Source organism: Desulfovibrio sp. Fe33 (genome assembly GCF_028532725.1).
In the GTDB taxonomy this organism is placed as follows: domain Bacteria; phylum Desulfobacterota; class Desulfovibrionia; order Desulfovibrionales; family Desulfovibrionaceae; genus Pseudodesulfovibrio.
In genome coordinates, this window is the sequence record NZ_JAQKGU010000002.1 from 322,610 (window position 1) to 339,844 (window position 17,235).

Here is a 17,235-nt window from a genome sequence, read left to right on the forward strand (position 1 = left end):
TTTTCACGGAGGATGGGACATGTCCAGAAAGATCGGTGTCTATGTCTGTCATTGCGGGTCCAACATCGCGGGCAAGGTCGACTGCCGGGAGGTGGCCGAGTTTGCGGGCGGCCTCAAGGACGTGGCCGTGGCCCGGGACTATCAGTTCATGTGTTCGGACCCCGGGCAGGAAATGATCATCCGGGACATCCGGGAGTACGGCCTTGATCGGGTCGTGGTCGCTTCCTGTTCGCCCCGGCTGCACGAGAAGACCTTCCAGCAGGCGTGCGCCAGGGCCGGACTCAATCCGTATCTCATGCAGCACTGCTGCATTCGCGAGCATTGTTCCTGGACCACGGCGGACCCGGTCGAGGCGACGGTCAAGGCGCGGCACATCGTGGAGGCGGCGGTGGAGCGGGTGGCCGACCACCAGAAGCTCTACTCCCGCGAGGTCGAGGTTCTTCCCGACGTCATGGTCGTGGGCGCGGGCATCGCGGGCATCCAGGCCGCCCTGGACATCGCCAAGTCCGGCCACAAGGTCCATCTGGTGGAGAAGAGCCCGTCCATCGGCGGGCATATGGCCCAGTTCGACAAGACCTTTCCCACCCTGGATTGCGCGGCCTGCATCTCCACGCCCAAGATGGTGGCCGTAAGCCAGGAGCCGAACATCAACCTGATGACCTGGTCCGAGGTGGAGGAGGTCACCGGGTTCGTGGGCAACTACACGGTCACGGTGCTGCACAAGCCGCGCTACGTCCGCGAGGACATTTGCACCGGCTGCGGCGCGTGTCTGGAGAAGTGCCCGACCAAGGCGATCAGCGAATTCAACGAGGGGCTGGGCGTCCGCAGGGCCATCTACCGCAATTCCCCGCAGGCGGTGCCCAACACCCCGGTCATCGACGGGACGGTCTGCAAGAAGATCACCAAGGACAAGTGCGGTGTCTGCCAGAAGATATGTCCCACCGGGGCCATCGACTACGACATGAAGGAGACCCGCGAGGTCTTCCACGTCGGCTCCATCGTGCTGGCCACGGGCTACGACACCATGGACCCGACCCCGATCAGGGAATACGGCTTCGGCAAGTACGACGAGGTCTACACCGCGCTCCAGTTCGAGCGGTTGAACAACGCGGTCGGCCCCACCGAGGGGCGCATCGTCATGAAGAACGGGGAGAAGCCGGAGAGCGTGGCCATCATCCACTGCGTGGGCAGCCGCGACAAAAACTATCACGAGTACTGTTCGCGGACCTGTTGCATGTACGCGCTCAAGTACGACCATCTCATCAAGGACAAGGTCGGCCACGACACCAGGGTCTACAATTTCTACATCGACATGCGCTGCTTCGGTAAGGGGTACGAGGAATTCTACCGCCGGGTCCAGGAAGAGGGCGTGACTTTTATTCGGGGCAGGCCCGCCGAGATCGTGGAGGAGGACGGCAAGCTCGTGGTGGTGGGCGAGGACACCCTGCTCGGGGTGAACGTGCGCCTGCCCGTGGACATGGTCATCCTGTGCACGGCCATGGAGCCGAGGCCGGACGCCGTCGAGGTGGCGCGCGTCTTCGGCATCGCCCAGGGCCAGGACGGGTTCTTCCTGGAAGAGCATCCCAAGCTCGGGCCGGTCTCCACGGCCACGGACGGGGTTTTCCTCGCCGGGACCTGCCAGGGGCCGAAGGACATACCGGACGCGGTCTCGCACGCCTCGGGCGGCGCGGCCCAGGCCCTGGCGCTCGCGGCCAAGGGCACGGTCTCCATCTCGCCGACCACGTCCTGGATCAACCCGGACGTCTGCGTGGGCTGCCGGGTCTGCGTCGGACTGTGCGCCTATTCGGCCATCGAGTTCGACGAACGGCGCAACGTGGCGGTCATCAACGAGGCCATGTGCAAGGGGTGCGGCTCCTGCGCAGGATACTGTCCGAGCGGCGCGGCCCAGATCAAGCACTTCAACGAGACACAGATATTCAACGAAATCGACGGGCTGCTAGGGATGGTTCCCGGCTGGCTGCCGCCCGAGGCGGGCGGAGAGCAGCCGGTGGAAATCCCGGTGGAGCGGGCGGTCCGGTCCGAGGAGGCACGTCATGAGTCATGAGTTCGAACCGACCATTCTGGCCTTTGTCTGCAACTGGTGCACCTTTACCGCGGCGGATCTGGCCGGGACTTCGCGGATGATCCAGCAGCCCAACCTGCGCATGGTGCGCATGATGTGCACCGGCATGGTGGACCCGAAGTACATCGTCAAATCCCTGCTTTCCGGGGCGGACGGCGTGCTTGTCTCGGGCTGCCATCCCGGCGACTGCCACTACATCAACGGCAATTACAAGGCCCGCCGGAGGGTCAAGCTGCTCAACGAGATCCTGCCCCAGTTCGGCATCGAGAAGGAACGGGTCAAGCTGACCTGGGTGGGGGCGAGCGAGGGCAATGAATTCGCCGCGACGGTCAATAACTTCATCAACGAAATCAGAGAACTCGGCCCCATGGAAGCGCGTTCCATGGCCGTGATCTAGGGGACGGGGAGGTGCGATATGGCGACCACGGCAAAGATCATGATCGACGGGGGCAATCCGATCGCCGCAGTGCAGGATTTCCTGCGCGGGCTGATGGAGAACGAGAGCATAGGCGGGGTGTTGGTGCCCATGCACCTGTTCGGCAAGGGCATTCCCATGCCCACGCTGGTCACGGACCCGAAGCAGCTCTCCGGGGCCGATCCGCTGGCTCCGGCCTTTCCCATGAACAGCGCCAAGCTGTTGGCCCGGCTCACCAGGGGGCAGTCGGGCGAGCGCATCGCGGCGGTCATGCGGCCGTGCGAGATCAGGGCCTTCGTCGAGCTGGTCAAGCTCAACCAGGGGAGCCTTGACGATGTCATCCTGGTCGGTCTGGACTGCATGGGGGCCTTCGACAACATGGGCTACAAGGCGTTCAGGGGCGACCGCGATCCGTTCGAGACGACTATGGACTTCCAGGGCCGGATCGGCAACGGCGGGGTGGATATCGCCCAGGCCTGCAAGGCGTGCGAGCATCCGGCCCCGGAGAATGCGGACCTGGTCCTGGGGCTGGCCGGGGCGGACCTGGCCGGGCATATCCCGGTCATGGCGTCCAGCCCGCGCGGCGAGTCCCTGCTCAACGGCCTGGGGCTGCCCGAGGCGGATTCGGCCGACGGGCGCGACAAGGCGCTCGAAGCCATGATCGAGACGCGCACGGCCAACCGGGACGAGATGTTCGAACGCACCCGCGCGGCCACCGGCACCCTGACCGACCTGTCCGAGTACCTGGCCTCCTGCGTCAACTGCTACAACTGCCGGGTGGCCTGTCCGGTCTGCTACTGCAAGGAGTGCGTCTTCAACACCGACGTGTTCGAGCACAAGCCTTGGCAGTACATGGGCTGGGCCAAGCGCAAGGGCTCGCTCAAGATGCCCACGGACACGGTCTTCTACCACCTGACGCGCATGGCGCACATGTCCATGGCCTGCGTGGGCTGCGGCCAGTGCTCCAACGCCTGCCCCAACGACATTCCGGTCATGGAGCTCTTCCGCACCGTGGCCGCGCGCACCCAGGAGAGCTTCGACTACGTGCCGGGCCGCAGCCTGGACGAGCCGCCGCCGCTGTCGGTGTTCAAGGAAGACGAGTTCCAGGACGCGGTTTCCCATATGGCCTGATCGCAGGGAGGACGACATGAGAAAGCAATACGGCGCATTGGTGGTCGGAGCCGGAATAGGCGGCATCCGCGCGGCCCTGGACCTGGCCGTCACCGGGCACAAGGTGGCCCTCATCGACCGCAGGCCCAGCCACGGCGGGATTCTCAGCCAACTGGACCATCAGTTCCCGACGGATCACTGCGGCATGTGCCGCATGTTGCCCCTGATGGCGCGGGATTCCTCCAGTCAGTACTGTCTGCGCAAGGGGCTGTTTCACGACAATATCGACATCATGCTCTCCACCGAGGTGGAGGAGATGGAAGGCGAGCCGGGCAAGTTCCTGATTTCTCTCAGGCGCAAGTCCACGCTCATCGACCCGGCCAAGTGCATAAGCTGCGGCAAGTGCTCCGAGGTTTGCCCCGTGCGCGTACCCAGCGAGTTCAACGCCGGTCTGACCGAGCGCACGGCGGTGTATCTGCCCGTGCCGCACGCCATCCCGAATCATTACGTGCTCGACCTGGACAATTGCATCCGTTGCTGGAAGTGCCATGAAGCGTGTCCCACCGGGGCCATCGACTTCAAGTTCGACGAGCGCAGGGACTTCCACATACTGGTGGCCGACGCGGACCCGGACCTCCGGGCCATGATGGAAGACGAACTCAAGGAACAGAACTTCCCGTTGCATTTCGCCGGGACCGGGCGCGAGGCCGTGGACCGGCTAGCCTCCGACGAACCTGTCGGGCTGCTCCTGCTGGGCATGAACCTGGACGACATGGATGCCGAAAGGGTCCTGACCCGCGCCGGCGAATTGCGGCCCGATCTGCCGGTGGTGGTGCTGGCCGAACCGGAGAGCGTGGAGCAGGCCGACGAACTGGTGGTGCAGGGCGCGCGGGAACGGCTGGTCAAGCCGATCACCGGCAAGGTCTTCGTGCCGTGGCTGGACAAGCTCTACGTGCGCATCCTGTCCGACGGCGTGGAGAAGCTGGAGGTCGGGGCCGTGATCCTGGCCGGGGGCTTCGACTGCTACAACCCGTCCATGGACCCGGAGGGCGGGGAGGACATCTGGGCTTACGCCCATCCCGGCGTGCTCACCGCCGTGGAGTTCGAGCGGCTGCTTTCGGGCACCGGACCGACCGGCGGAAAGCTGCTTCGGCCCGGGGACGGCGCGCCGGTGAAGCGCATCGCCTGGCTGCAATGCGTCGGCTCGCGCAACGTGCAAAAGAACGCGGACTTCTGTTCCGGTGTCTGCTGCATGTTTTCCATCAAGGAGGCTCTGCTGGCCAAGAAGGCCACGGGCGGCGAGGTGGAGACCTCCATATTTTATATGGATATGCGCACCTCGGGCAAGGAGTACCAGCGGTACCGGATCGGCGCAGAAAAGGAATACGGCGTGCGTTTTGTGCGCAGCCGCCCGCACACCGTCCTGCCTGTCGGCGAGGACGGAGGGCTCAGGCTCGAATACCTGAACGACTCCGGCGAAATGGTCTCGGAGGAATTCGATATGGTCGTTCTGGCCGTGGGGGCGCGGCCGCCGCGCGGGTCCGACAAGTTCGCCTTGACCATGGGCGTGGACCTGAACCGATGGGGGTTCGTGGACACCCAGTCCTACCGGCCCGAGCGGACCAGCAGGGTGGGCGTGTTCGCCGCCGGGGCCTGCGGCGAACCGCGCGACATCTCCGAATCGGTCATCCAGGCCGGGGCCGCGGCCCAGGCCGCCTCGCGCATCATCAAGGCGTATGACGTCCTGGCCGGGATCGAGGCCGAGCCGGAACCGAAATATCCCGACGTGTCCAGGGACCCGGCGCGGACCCTGGTGACCGTCTGCACTTCCTGCCCGACCCTGGAGCAGGCCGTTGACCTCGACGGGCTGGCCGAGCGTATGCAGCATGTCCATTCCGTCTGCAAGGTCATGCGGGTGGGCAGCGCCTGCACCCCGCAGGGGTGGAAGGACATCGAGCAGGCGGCCGCGGAGTTCAAGCCCAACCGCGTTCTCATCGGGGCGTGTATGCCGTACGCCTACATTCCCCGGCTCAAGGAGCTTGGACGGACCATCGGGCTCAACCCCGCGCTCATGGACGTGGTGGACATCTACACGCCCACGGTGGGCGGGGACGGCGGGGGCCGGACCGGGCGCGAGATATACGCTTCCCTGTCCACGGCCGTGGCCCGGTTGCAGGGCGCGGACCCGTCCGGCCCGGCCGTGACCGTGGACGTTATCCGCTCGGCCCTGGTGGTCGGCGGCGGCCTGGCGGGCATGACCGCGGCCATGGCCATCGCGGACCAGGGGTACGGGGTTTGTCTGGTGGAGAGCGAGGAGGAACTGGGCGGCACGGCCATGCGGCTGCACACCCAGTTGGACGGGTCGGACCCGCGCGCCTTCATGGAGGAGCTCATCGCCCAGGTGGAGAAGCACCCGAACATCAAGGTGTTCAAGGACTCGCGGGTGGTCCTTTCGCGCGGCAGCGCGGGCCATTTCCGGTCGGCCATCGCCAGCCCACGGGGCGTGTTCCCACTGGAGCACGGCGTGACCATCCTGGCCACCGGCGGGCATGAGGCTAAGGTCTACGAGTCGGGGTTGTGCGTGCACAAGCCGGTCATGACCCACCTGACCCTGGAGGAGCAGCTCGCCACCGGCCAACTCGATGCCAAGGCGCTTTCTTCCGTGGTCATGATCCAGTGCTGGCGCAACGGCGGCGAGGACCGGACCTATTGCAGCAAGGTGTGCTGCCCGGAGATGCTCAAGAACGTGCTTGCCCTCAAGGAGCGCAACCCGGACCTGCCCATCTATGTCTTCTACCGGGACATCATGACCCAGGGGTTCCTTGAGACCTACTACACGCAGGCGCGCAAGGCCGGGGTCATCTTCATCCGCTACGACGACCGGACCTCGCCCCAGGTGACCTTCGAGGACGGCAAGCCCGTGGTCCGGGGATACGATCCCATTCTGCGCGGCCAGGTCGAGCTGCGCCCGGACATCCTGTCCCTGGCCAGCGGCATCGAGCCCAACGACGTGGAGGACCTGCTCGAAGTGTTCGACGTGCAAGTCGACGGGGACGGATTCTACCGTGAGGCGGACTTCAAGTGGCGGCCCGTGGATTTCCTGAAGCAGGGCATCTACATGTGCGGCATCGCCCATTCGCCTCGGCGTATGCCCGAGACCGTGGCCTCGGCCAAGGCCGCGGCCCAGCGGTCCTTGCGCATTCTCAACGCCGAGAAGATTCCGCGCGAGACCGTGGTGGCCACGGTGCGCCACTCCCTGTGCTCCCTGTGCCAGGCCTGCGTGAGCGCCTGTCCCTACGGGGCCAGGAGTCTGGATATCACCGAGGAGAAGATCATCGTGGACGAGATCCTTTGCCAGGGGTGCGGCGCGTGCGCCGCGGTCTGCCCCAACAGCGCCACCGTGCTCAAGGGGTTCCATGACGGGCCCATGCTGTCCGTCATCGACGCGGCCCTGGAGGAACCGGCCTAGGCCGGGCAACACATTGCCAAGGAGATATCTCATGAACGGAGCAGTCAGGGAGACGTGGAGCCCGGCGTCGGAGGCCGATCAGATGGTGCTCAGGGAGCTCAGGGAAACCGTGGGCGCGTGTATGCAGTGCGGCACCTGCACGGCGTCCTGTCCCAACTGGCACGCCATGGACATCACCCCCCGGGCCATGTGGCGGATGATCCAGTTCGGAATGCTCGACCGGATACTTGAAAGCCGCACCTTCTGGATGTGCTCGGCCTGCTACATGTGCACGCTGCGCTGTCCGCGCGGCCTCAAGCTGACCTCGGCCATGGCCGGACTGAAGCGGCTGGCCGGAGTCGAGGGGAGCCGGGCCGCCCGGAAGAACCGGGCTTTCTACGCGGCTTTCATGGACGACGTGGAGGCCCACGGCCGGGTGCAGGAGACGAGCATGATGCAGCGGTACTTCCTCAAGAGCCGCGATCCCATGCTGCCGCTCTCCTTCCTTCCCCTGGGCGTGCGCATGATGGGCAAGGGCAAGGTGCACCTGCCGGGCAAGGGGCGGGGGGACGTGCTCAGGCCCATGTTCGACAAGGCCCGAGAAATGGAGGGGTTGTCATGAAGTACGCATACTATCCCGGATGCTCGCTGACGGAGAGCGCCCGCGAGTTCGACGTTTCCACCCGTCTGGTCATGGAGCGGCTCGGCTGCGAGCTGATCGAGATTCCGGATTGGACCTGCTGCGGGGCGAGCGCGGCCGAGCCGGTCAGCAAGCTCATGAACTACGCCCTGCCTGCCCGGAACCTGGCCATCGCGGAGCGGGAGATGAGGGGGCTGGACGTGCTCGCGCCGTGTTCGGCCTGTTATCTCAACCTGCTCAAGGTCAATCGTGAGGTGGTCGGCGACCGCCACCTGCACGGCAGGGTCAACGAGGTGCTGGCCGCCTCGGGCCTGCACTATCGGGGCGAGGTCCGTGTCCGCCACATCCTGGACGTGCTCAAGAACGACGTGGGGGCCAAGATCGTGGAGCAGAAGATAACCGATGGACTCAAGGGCATGAAGGTCGCGCCGTACTACGGGTGCCAGATTTTGCGGCCGTACCCGGTCTTCGACGAGCCTGGCAGGCCGGTCTCCATGGAGCCGTTCATCGAGGCCATGGGCGGCGAGGTCTATCGTTTCGACATGTCCAACCGCTGTTGCGGGGCCTCGTTGATGATGGGCCATCCCGAGGTGGCCATACGGTCCGTGGCCGAAATTCTGAACGACGCGGCCGGGGCGGACGCCATCGTCACGGTGTGCCCCCTGTGCCAGATGAATCTGGAGGCCTATCAGGCCAAGGCGCGCAAGGCGGGCGGGCGGCCCGTGCCGGTGCTGTACCTGACCCAGCTCCTGGGGCTGGCCATGGGGCTGGATGAAACGGACGTGCAACTGGCCGCCAATTTGACCATGACCCCGGCGGTCAGGCGGGGGATTGCAGACAGGGCGTGGGCTGTGCCCGCGCCCGGAGACGAGGACGAAAAGGCGGGTTTGAACGGATAAACCGGAAAGAAAAGGGGGCTAGTCATGTTCAAGGACATTATCGTGGGCGTCACGCCCACCGGCATTGATGCCTGTGCGGTCAAGGCGGCGGTCGAATTCGCCGTCAAGTTCGAGTCCAAGCTCTATCTGGCCCACGTGGCCGGGATGGCGCAGGGGTGGGGTTCCATCGAGCACCTGGCGCCTTCGGGCGAGACCGACCAGCTCGGCGGCAAGATTCGCGAAATGTACGATGAATACCTGGGAACCATTCCGAGCGCGCAGATCGTGGTCGTGCCCGGCATTCCGCACAATGAGCTGTTGCGCCTGGCGCGGCAGAAGAACACGGACCTCATCGTCATGGGGCCGCACACCAAGGAATACGAGGAGCGCCGCTCCAAGATGTGGGGTATGGCGGGCAGCACTCTTGAGCGCGTCAGCCAGCGCGCCCGGTGCCCGGTCATGATCGTGCACAAGGACGTGGAGTGCAAGGAGCCGCTGTTCGAGAACATCGTGGTGGCCACGGACTTCTCGGACCAGGCGGAGTGCGCCGTGTCCTACGGCGGGCAGATGGCCCGCCAGTACAAGGCCAATCTGGTGGTCATGCACGTCAGCGAGCCCGGCGGGCCGGGCAGGAGCGAATGCATGAACCGCCTGGAAAGCGAGTACGGCAAGCGGTTGGACGGCATCCCGAACTGCTCTTTCAACGCGGAGATGGGCGAGCCCGCCATGGAGATTCTGCGCACGGCTCGTCAGGGCGGCGCGGACCTGCTCATCATGGCCCACCATTCCAAGGAGCGCGACCCCGAGAAGGCCTTCCTGGGCTCCACCGTGACCCAGGTGGCCCTCAACGCGCCGTGTCCGACCATGAGCGTCAACCGCCACTTCGACCTGCGCTGTGGCCTTATGTACGACCAGGCGGGCGCGGTGGTCGAGGCCGAGGCCATGGTCTGATCCGGCCACGGACGGAATCTGTTCCGGGGACGGTCTTTCGTCCCCGGAACGTCACGCGGCACATGATGCGCCAGGGGGCGCGAAAGGAGTGAGCCATGGGCGAAGCTGCGGAACTGCTGATCGAGCCGAAGCGGTCGGCGTTGGTGGATAAGGTCAAGGAACTGTTGCCCGAGGGCGGCAATCTGAACATGTGCCTGGCCTGCGGCGCCTGCTCCTCGGGCTGCCCGGCCACGGGGATGCACGATATGGACCCGCGCAAGTTCCTGCGCCTGGCCCTGTACGGCCGGGAGGAGGAGATCAGGTCCACGCCGTGGGTCTGGCTCTGCACCATGTGCAGACGGTGCGTCCACGCCTGTCCCATGGACGTGGATATTCCTCAGTTGGTCTACCACTGCCGCCAGTCCTGGCCCCGCGAGGAGCGTCCCAAGGGGATTCGCGGGTCCTGCGAGCAGGCGTTGGCCACGCCGGGAAACAGCGCCATGGGCGCGTCCAGCGAGGACTTCAAGTTCGTGGTCGAGGACGTTCTCGAAGAGGTCCGCGAGACCCAGCCGGGCATGGAGAACCTGGAGGTGCCCATCGACAGGAAGGGGGCCTATTACTTCCTCAACCAGAACTCGCGCGAGCCGGTCACCGAGCCGGACGAGATGATCCCGCTGTGGAAGATTCTCAATCTGGTCGGCGCGGACTGGACCTACTCCACCAAGGGGTGGGCCGCCGAGAACTACTGCATGTTCCTGGCCGACGACGAGGCCTGGGAAAAGGTGGTCCGCAACAAGGCGCAGGCGGTGGAGGACCTGGGATGCAAGGTCTGGCTCAATACGGAGTGAGGACACGAATTCTACGCGGTCCGGGCCGGACTGCAAAAATTCAACGTCGAGCACAGCTTCGAAATGGAGTCCATCATCCGCCTGTACGCCCGATGGATTCGCGAGGGCAAACTGCCGGTCAATTCCGACTGGAACAAGGACCTGGGCGTGACCTTCACGGTCCAGGACCCCTGCCAGCTCGTCCGCAAGTCCCTGCGCGACCCGGTGGCCGAGGACCTGCGCTTCGTGGTCAAGTCCGTGGTGGGCGAGGAGAACTTCATCGACATGTGGCCGAACAAGTCGAACAACTACTGCTGCGGCGGCGGGGGCGGCTTCCTGCAATCCGGCTTCGCCGAGGAGCGGCGGGCCTACGGCAAGATCAAGCTGGAGCAGATTCTCAGGACCAAGGCCGACTACTGCATCGCCCCGTGCCACAACTGCCATTCCCAGATCCACGATCTGAGCGAGCACTATGAGGCCGGATTCCCCGTGGTTCACCTGTGGACGCTCATCTGCCTGTCCCTCGGCATCCTTGGCGAAAACGAGCGTGAATATCTGGGTGACGACCTCAAGGAGGTGAACCTTCCGCCGGAGGCATAGTCGACAAGTCCGGGCCTGTCCCGGCACTCGCCCGCCCGCCGCGATGCACCCCTGCGGCGGGCGGGCCTTTTTTACGTCCGGCAACGCCCGGGAGTGTGCGTGAGGTTAAACACACGCGGTTTTGGTGTGCGGTGAAGCGCACAGCCGGTTAGGGTGGCCTTGTCACCGTCTTTTTGTAACATTATGAAAAATATGAATAAATAGCGTTATAACCGAATTGGTACGCTTCTTGTTTCCAGGAAGGCAGGTTGTCCTCAGGACGTTGAACTCAGCTTTTCAGGAAACAGGGATATGCAACACACATTCAGAGTACTGGCCCTTGCCATGGCCCTGCTCCTCGCGCTTCCGGGCGCCGGGGCGGCCGCAACCGATCCGCACGGCCTGTCGCCGTCCGCGGACATGACTTTCCTGCCGCATCTGGCGGGTCTCCGGAACAAGGTCTTCAAGAACCAGTTCGGGCAGAAAAAGAGCCTGACCGAGGCGATCGTGCTGCGCGGCAGCGAGATCGCGGAAGGCAAGGCCACAGTGCAGCCCGGCGGGCTGTTCTATTTGTCCGAGACGTCCCACGACGCCAGGCCGCTCATGCGCGACCCGTTCCTGGTCCTGGGCGAACACACCTATCTGGTGGACCTCAAGACCTCCATGCGGACCTTCCGCGACGTGGCCCTGAACAAGGGCGACCGCACCCCGCTGGGCGACTCGGGCTACCGGCTGTGGTTCGACTATTCCACCGACCACTACGACGTGCCCTACGCGGAGTTTGCGGTCATTTCGCCTTCGGGCGGCTTCCCGCTGGAGTTCCCCATCGCCTCCAAGTTCCCCAAGCGGGAAGAGGTCCGGGAAATCAGCCTTGAGGAAGGGCTGAATCCCCAGTTGGAAAAGTTCTACCTGGACAACACGTATTACTTTGGGGCCAGCAAGTACGTCGCCCGGAACGTGGACTTCGACGAGGCCGAATTCGCCTCCATCGAGTTCCCGGAGATCACCGAGGCCACTTTCTCCCTTCAGCGGCCCATCATTCTTGAATTGCGCCAGGAAGACTACCGCTACTACTTCAACAAGCGGATTTACGCCTTCAGGCAGCCCGACGGGTTCCTGGTCCGTGTGACCAACTTCACCGGCAGCGAGGTGTTGGCCGAAAAGCTGGTCAAGCCCACCACCGCGCAGGAATACAAGACCCGCGATGGCGAGATGGACAAGTACCACCTGACCATTCCCGAGCTGGACATGCGCGTGGAGATCGTTATTGATCCCTCCTTCCTCAAGGACTCGGATTTCGTGCCCTGGTCCACCGGCAAGTCCCACGGTTATTCCTCCGGCCGCTTTTCCTTCGTGGTCTACCGCGACCTGGTCACTGTGAAGAACGGGCAGCCCTGGCCGCTGGACGACCGTTACAACGTGGTCCTGGAGCCGAATCTCAAGACCGGTATGCTGCATCGCCTGCTCCTCGAGAACAATCGCGAGATCGTTTTCGACAAGGACAACGACACCTATGCAGGTCCGGTCAAATACTCCGACATCTGGAACCGCAACGCCTTCAAGGTCGTGGCCGACGGTGTCGACGAAGGCGTGGTCCGCGACCTGTACGTGCGCGACTACTATTTCATGCGCACGGACAACATGGTCATGTGGCCCGAAGAGGGAAAGAACGACATCGACTTCTTCCTCGGCTCTTCGCCCGTGCTGGAGCCGATCATCGAGCGTTCCTTCCTGACCAGGCTGGCCGATTCCTCTTACGGCACCGTGGTCGAGGAATCGAAGTTCACCTCCTATCCCAAGGCCATTTCCGACGCGTCCTTCTACGAGCCGGATCATACCGCGCCCTTCGTGCCCAGGCTCAAGGGCCTCATGCGCAAGGTGACGCGCAACCGCAAGAAGGAACGCCTCCTGTCGGCCGAGGCCGTCATGATCCGCGGTTCCTACGTGGATTACCACAACAACAAGGTCGTCATCCCGCCCGCGGGCCTGTGCTACACCTCGCGCAACGCGCGCAACATCCGCACCCTGGCAGGGGAAAGCTTCTTCCTGCTGGGCAAGCGGGCCTACCTGACCACCTTCAGTTCCGGGACCTTCGTTCGCAAGAACTTCGACCTGGACTTCTGGAAGAACCAGCCCATGGGCGACGGCAACCTGATGTTCTGGCAGGACGAGCTGCTCGGCGTTCGCAACAAGGCGTTGCGTTACACCGGCAGGACCTACCTGGACGACCGTCCTGTGGCGTCCCTGTCGCTGATGAAGTACTCCGGCAACCGCTGGGGCGCGCACTTCTACCTGGCTCAGGGCCTGTCCCGGGACAAGGCGGCGCATGACCGTTACTTCATGCCCGACCTCTTCTCCGAGGGCGCGACCTACATCCAGCCCGAGTACATCGGTTCCAACTACGTAAAGATCAAGGAGTTCGGCACTCCTTCGCTGCAAAGCATCAGCTACACCTACAAGAAGCCCAAGGGCCTGGCCCTCGGTGTCGGCGAGACCACCCAGCTCGGCAAGTACACGCTGCGCTGCGACGGGCTCGACGAGCAGGCCGGGACCATCGCCCTCTCCCTGGCGGACAAGACCGGCAAGGTCGTCGCCGCCAAGACCGTGGGTCCGCTGAACGACGAGGCCCGCAAGCTTCTGCCCCAGCACATGGAAACCGCGCGCATGATGCAGTTCAAGGTCGGCTCGGTCCTGGCCGAGATGGATCTTGAGCAGCCCTACGCGGACGGCAAGGCCAACCTCTGGCTGTTCACGGGCATCCAGGAGTTGGAGCGCGACACTCCCTTCGAGTACGACCCGCGCTTCATGGTCCGTCCCGACGTGTGCGGTCACTGCTACCAGCTCAACGAAGTGCTCCTCGACAACCCCGAGGCGATCGTCTTGGACAAGGAACATCCCGTCTACGAAGGCCCGAAGAACGAAAAGGGCCAGCCCCTGTTCCGCATCGTGCTCGACAGCTTCGACGGCGAGATGATCCACGCCTGGCACATCGAGACCGAGGAAGACGGCGAAGTGGAGAAGACCGACAACCTGGCCTTCCGCCCCCGCAACAATGTGGATGTGCTGGTCGGCGTCAACGGAACCATCGAAGGCTTCCTGCGCCTGTCCATGCTCCCGCGTCTCGGCTTCATGGATCACTGGCGCGTCGGCTCCAAGGCTCCGCACGAAAAGGTCAGCGGCTCTGTGAACACCGGCGGTTCCGCCCACATCCGCCGCTAGCGGGTTGATAAGACATTACGAGGAAATGCAATGAATACCGATAGCATGGCAATAAACTACGAGCTGGGCCGCAAATCCTGGTTCAGCGCCCTCTACGGATTGAAGGCGGTGCTGCCCGGCCTGTTGGCGATGTTCTTCGTCGCCATCTTCAGCAACAACCTGGCGGGGGTGCCGAATCCGTTCACCCTGCAAAACCTGTTCGCCTGGCTCGACGGGGTCATCGGACCGGTGCACCATCAGTCCTTCTTCCAGGTGCTCAACTCCAACTTCGTCTGGAATCCGCTTCTGCTCGGCTTGATAATCGGCAACGTCTTCGGCGTGCCGGACTGCTGGAAGCGGGGCCTGTCCTACATCCACATGCTCATGCCCCTGGGCATCATCATGCTGGCCCCGCACTTCATGATCGGCCACGCCTTCAAGCTCGGCGCGGCCCCGATCCTGATCTGCACCGCGTTCCTGTTCCTGACCGCGACCATGACCCTGTGGATTTCGAAGCTGTTCAAGCTCGATGACCGCCACGGTTCCATCATCGCGGGCGGCCTGGCCACCGGCGACCCGCACGTGTGCGCCATTCTCATGCCGCTCATCAAGGCCAAGGGCGGCCAGGTCGTGCACTCCACGGCCTGCGTCATCGGCTTCGGGCTCGTCTCCATGTTCCTGCTGCCCGTGCTGGGCGAATGGATGGGGCTGACCCCCAAGGCCATGGGCCTGGCGTCCGTGGTGGGCGTGGGCAACAACGCCCAGTCCCTGTTCGCCGCCTTCGGCAGCAGCTACGAGGCCGGTCGCTGGGCCACCTGGTACGACGTCGGCCGCCACGTCATCATGCCCGCCGGCTTCCTGTACGTGTTCATCGTCATGTTCGTGCGCAAGCTCAGGCGGCGTGACGACGAGACCGTCATGGCCACCCGGGGCATCAAGAGCTTCCCGATCTGGCTCGGCGTGTTCGTCTTCCTGTGGGTCCTGGCCTGCCTGCACCTGTTCAAGGAGCCTGCCCATCACGCCATTTTCGAAATGGTCAAGTGGGACTTCTCCCTGGCTGCGGGCGCGCTCGGCCTGTCCATGTCCTTCCGCGAGATCACGCAGCACGGCCTCAAAGGCGTCGCAGTGACCGCAGTGGCGGGCGTCCTGCGCATCGTCCTGCTGCTCGCCGCCATCGCCCTGTGCGCCAAAACCGGCCTTCTTGCGGCCTAGTAGGAGTATCGAGATGACAAGACATACGCATACCACCGACGAGACCGGCTTCGACTACATGGCCAACAAGGGCGTGGAAGAGCAGGACCGGGACACCCTGGGCATCCTGTTCGCCGTGGCCGTCATGGCCTTCATCACCGTCAGCCAGTATCTGGGCCTGCTTTAGGAGGGCATCATGCACGGCATCTACTACGTCATCCTGCCCCTGTTTGCGGTCCTGCTGGTCGTCCTGACCACTGCGGCCCTGTACATGGGCGTGTTCAAGGCGGACCGCGAGTCGGCTTCGCCCTTCAGGAAAACCGTTTCCGGCATCGCCAGCGCAGCCGTCTCCTGCCTGGCCTGGTTCTTCATGTACAGCCATCACTACCTTGGCTGGTAACCCCTTAGGAGCAACGATCATGAAAAAGATCTGCATCGCTTTCGCACTGCTGCTGGCTCTGGCCCTGTCCGCTTCCACCGTCTTCGCCGCCGACAATGACGGCAAGATCAACCTCAACGTGGCGACCGTGGAGCAGCTCGAAGCCGTCGAAGGCATCAGCCATGAGCTGGCCCAGGAAATCGTCAAGGCCCGCGAGGAAAACGGCGAGTTCGTGGACATGTCCGAACTGCTCGACATCGAGGGCGTGGACAACGCCCTGCTTCGGAAGCTCGACAAGTTCATCTACATAGAGGCAGCTTCGGACTGCAACTGCTAGCCGGAGGTAGGTCATGAACCGTCTGCTGCTCATCATCGCCGTCGCCTGCTTCGCAGTTTCCCTGGCCGCTGCCGCCGCCCAAGCCGAGCTGTTCGGCGATTTCGTGGGCTACACCGCCTGTGGCGAGTGTCACCCGAAGATCGTCGAGGGGTGGAAGACCACCCCCCATGCCCGGGCCTTCGAGGACCTCAAGCATCAGGGCGAGGAAAAGCAGTCCGTTCCGGGGTGCGTGCGCTGCCATGTGGTGGCCATGGACGCGGAGGGCGGTTTTATCGACATGGACCTTACCCCCGAGCTCAAGGACGTGCAGTGCGAGTCCTGCCACGGCCCCGGGCTGGCGCATTCGCAGTCCGGCGACCCGGCCGATCTCAAGGTGCATCCCGACGAGGCCCTGTGCCGGACCTGCCATACCGAGGGGCAGGACAAGAACTTCGACTACAAAGTAAAATCCCGTTTCGTTCACGGGGGAGAATAAGGAGCGATCATGCGTTTGAAATCCATTGCCCTGGCCCTCGCCATGCTCGTCTGCATGGCGGGCGCGGCCTCGGCCCAACCGCTTGCCTTCAGCCAGACGACCGTGGACTTCGGGTCCATGACAGAAGGTCCGGTGGCCGGCAAGGCGATCACGGTGACCAACAGCACCGCAGAGGAAATCACCATCACGAACGTGGCCACGTCCTGAAGCTGCACCACCACTGCTCTTGGAAAGAGCAGCCTCAAGCCCGGTGAAGCGACCGAACTGGTCATCAAGTACAATACGTTCAAATATCCCGGTAAGTTCGACAAGACCGTCACGGTGTCCACCGGCGACGGCAAGGAGAACGCCCAGGTCGTCCATATCGTGGGCTACGTGGAACCGATCCCCATGGGAGTCATGGAGGTCAACCCGCGCAAGGTCGATCTCGGGACCCTGGCCGCCGACCGGCCCAACAAGGTGTCCCTGAAGGTGGCCAACGCGGGCGACGCGCCCATGAAGGTCACGGCCGTCAAATCCCAGAAGTTCGCGAAGACCTACTGGGAGGGCGAGCTGACCGTGCCCGCCGGACAGTCGGCGGACATCGCCGTCACCCTGGAAGGGCTGAAGGCCGGGCGGTTCCTGGACATGGTCCTGGTTTACTCCGACGCCCGCAACGACATCGGCAAGGGATACAAGGCCGTCCTCATAGGCAACGTGGAATAACTCCCGGCAGAACAGTGCCCGACACCGTGTTTCATGAGCT

The 17,235-nt window shown here is 63.9% G+C and carries 16 protein-coding genes and 1 pseudogene; all 17 read left to right on the top strand.

Annotated elements, in window-relative coordinates; genetic code table 11:
- Positions 1–19 precede the first annotated feature (19 nt).
- The 17 genes and pseudogenes from PSN43_RS04285 to PSN43_RS04365 all read left to right on the top strand — a co-directional run bounded on the left by PSN43_RS04285 (position 20) and on the right by PSN43_RS04365 (position 17,195).
- Entirely contained in the window at positions 20–2,065 is a 2,046-nt protein-coding gene (locus tag PSN43_RS04285; protein WP_272699477.1) for a CoB--CoM heterodisulfide reductase iron-sulfur subunit A family protein, read from the top strand.
- Positions 2,055–2,480, top strand: coding sequence for a hydrogenase iron-sulfur subunit (locus tag PSN43_RS04290; protein ID WP_269943514.1), 426 nt, complete (start codon positions 2,055–2,057; stop codon positions 2,478–2,480). The genes PSN43_RS04285 and PSN43_RS04290 overlap by 11 nt, the downstream gene beginning before the upstream one ends.
- A gap of 18 nt (positions 2,481–2,498) precedes the next feature.
- On the top strand, positions 2,499–3,629 hold the full coding sequence (locus PSN43_RS04295) for a Coenzyme F420 hydrogenase/dehydrogenase, beta subunit C-terminal domain (protein WP_272699478.1): 1,131 nt from the start codon (positions 2,499–2,501) through the stop codon (positions 3,627–3,629).
- Between the two features lie 16 nt (positions 3,630–3,645).
- Positions 3,646–7,077, top strand: a complete 3,432-nt coding sequence (locus PSN43_RS04300; protein ID WP_272699479.1) for a 4Fe-4S binding protein — start codon at positions 3,646–3,648, stop codon at positions 7,075–7,077.
- A 31-nt stretch (positions 7,078–7,108) separates the two neighbouring features.
- Positions 7,109–7,678: a 4Fe-4S dicluster domain-containing protein gene (locus tag PSN43_RS04305; protein WP_272699480.1), complete on the top strand. Its 570-nt coding sequence runs from the start codon at positions 7,109–7,111 to the stop codon at positions 7,676–7,678.
- Entirely contained in the window at positions 7,675–8,595 is a 921-nt protein-coding gene (locus PSN43_RS04310) for a CoB--CoM heterodisulfide reductase iron-sulfur subunit B family protein (protein ID WP_272699481.1), read from the top strand. The genes PSN43_RS04305 and PSN43_RS04310 overlap by 4 nt, the downstream gene beginning before the upstream one ends.
- Positions 8,596–8,619: 24 nt before the next feature.
- Positions 8,620–9,525 (top strand): universal stress protein, encoded by a 906-nt coding sequence (locus PSN43_RS04315; RefSeq protein WP_272699482.1) that lies wholly within the window; start codon positions 8,620–8,622, stop codon positions 9,523–9,525.
- 95 nt (positions 9,526–9,620) lie between these two features.
- Positions 9,621–10,931, top strand: coding sequence for a (Fe-S)-binding protein (locus tag PSN43_RS04320; RefSeq protein WP_272699483.1), 1,311 nt, complete (start codon positions 9,621–9,623; stop codon positions 10,929–10,931).
- 291 nt (positions 10,932–11,222) lie between these two features.
- Positions 11,223–14,129 carry a hypothetical protein gene (locus PSN43_RS04325; RefSeq protein ID WP_272699484.1) on the top strand — a complete coding sequence of 969 codons (2,907 nt, stop codon included), beginning with the start codon at positions 11,223–11,225 and terminating at the stop codon, positions 14,127–14,129.
- Between the two features lie 30 nt (positions 14,130–14,159).
- Positions 14,160–15,320, top strand: a complete 1,161-nt coding sequence (locus tag PSN43_RS04330) for a putative sulfate exporter family transporter (protein WP_272699485.1) — start codon at positions 14,160–14,162, stop codon at positions 15,318–15,320.
- Positions 15,321–15,333: 13 nt separating this feature from the next.
- On the top strand, positions 15,334–15,486 hold the full coding sequence (locus tag PSN43_RS04335; protein WP_272699486.1) for a hypothetical protein: 153 nt from the start codon (positions 15,334–15,336) through the stop codon (positions 15,484–15,486).
- Between the two features lie 9 nt (positions 15,487–15,495).
- Positions 15,496–15,699 (top strand): hypothetical protein, encoded by a 204-nt coding sequence (locus PSN43_RS04340; RefSeq protein ID WP_272699487.1) that lies wholly within the window; start codon positions 15,496–15,498, stop codon positions 15,697–15,699.
- A gap of 19 nt (positions 15,700–15,718) precedes the next feature.
- Positions 15,719–16,015 carry a ComEA family DNA-binding protein gene (locus tag PSN43_RS04345; RefSeq protein ID WP_272699488.1) on the top strand — a complete coding sequence of 99 codons (297 nt, stop codon included), beginning with the start codon at positions 15,719–15,721 and terminating at the stop codon, positions 16,013–16,015.
- 13 nt (positions 16,016–16,028) lie between these two features.
- Positions 16,029–16,490: a cytochrome c family protein gene (locus tag PSN43_RS04350; protein WP_272699489.1), complete on the top strand. Its 462-nt coding sequence runs from the start codon at positions 16,029–16,031 to the stop codon at positions 16,488–16,490.
- Positions 16,491–16,499: 9 nt separating this feature from the next.
- Complete coding sequence (locus tag PSN43_RS04355) at positions 16,500–16,697, top strand: hypothetical protein (protein ID WP_272699490.1); 198 nt, start codon at positions 16,500–16,502, stop codon at positions 16,695–16,697.
- Positions 16,698–16,712: 15 nt separating this feature from the next.
- Positions 16,713–16,853: pseudogene (locus PSN43_RS04360) on the top strand (hypothetical protein); the annotation flags it as partial.
- Positions 16,854–17,195, top strand: coding sequence for a DUF1573 domain-containing protein (locus PSN43_RS04365; protein ID WP_442874863.1), 342 nt, complete (start codon positions 16,854–16,856; stop codon positions 17,193–17,195). It abuts the pseudogene before it with no gap.
- Positions 17,196–17,235 lie beyond the last annotated feature (40 nt).

Bases quoted from the DNA above. Each gene is read 5' to 3' on its own strand.
- PSN43_RS04340 (WP_272699487.1), top strand. From the start codon at position 15,496: ATGCACGGCATCTACTACGTCATCCTGCCCCTGTTTGCGGTCCTGCTG.
- PSN43_RS04325 (WP_272699484.1), top strand. From the start codon at position 11,223: ATGCAACACACATTCAGAGTACTGGCCCTTGCCATGGCCCTGCTCCTC.
- PSN43_RS04345 (WP_272699488.1), top strand. From the start codon at position 15,719: ATGAAAAAGATCTGCATCGCTTTCGCACTGCTGCTGGCTCTGGCCCTG.
- PSN43_RS04290 (WP_269943514.1), top strand. From the start codon at position 2,055: ATGAGTCATGAGTTCGAACCGACCATTCTGGCCTTTGTCTGCAACTGG.
- PSN43_RS04350 (WP_272699489.1), top strand. From the start codon at position 16,029: ATGAACCGTCTGCTGCTCATCATCGCCGTCGCCTGCTTCGCAGTTTCC.
- PSN43_RS04300 (WP_272699479.1), top strand. From the start codon at position 3,646: ATGAGAAAGCAATACGGCGCATTGGTGGTCGGAGCCGGAATAGGCGGC.
- PSN43_RS04355 (WP_272699490.1), top strand. From the start codon at position 16,500: ATGCGTTTGAAATCCATTGCCCTGGCCCTCGCCATGCTCGTCTGCATG.
- PSN43_RS04330 (WP_272699485.1), top strand. From the start codon at position 14,160: ATGAATACCGATAGCATGGCAATAAACTACGAGCTGGGCCGCAAATCC.
- PSN43_RS04315 (WP_272699482.1), top strand. From the start codon at position 8,620: ATGTTCAAGGACATTATCGTGGGCGTCACGCCCACCGGCATTGATGCC.
- PSN43_RS04285 (WP_272699477.1), top strand. From the start codon at position 20: ATGTCCAGAAAGATCGGTGTCTATGTCTGTCATTGCGGGTCCAACATC.
- PSN43_RS04295 (WP_272699478.1), top strand. From the start codon at position 2,499: ATGGCGACCACGGCAAAGATCATGATCGACGGGGGCAATCCGATCGCC.
- PSN43_RS04310 (WP_272699481.1), top strand. From the start codon at position 7,675: ATGAAGTACGCATACTATCCCGGATGCTCGCTGACGGAGAGCGCCCGC.
- PSN43_RS04335 (WP_272699486.1), top strand. From the start codon at position 15,334: ATGACAAGACATACGCATACCACCGACGAGACCGGCTTCGACTACATG.
- PSN43_RS04305 (WP_272699480.1), top strand. From the start codon at position 7,109: ATGAACGGAGCAGTCAGGGAGACGTGGAGCCCGGCGTCGGAGGCCGAT.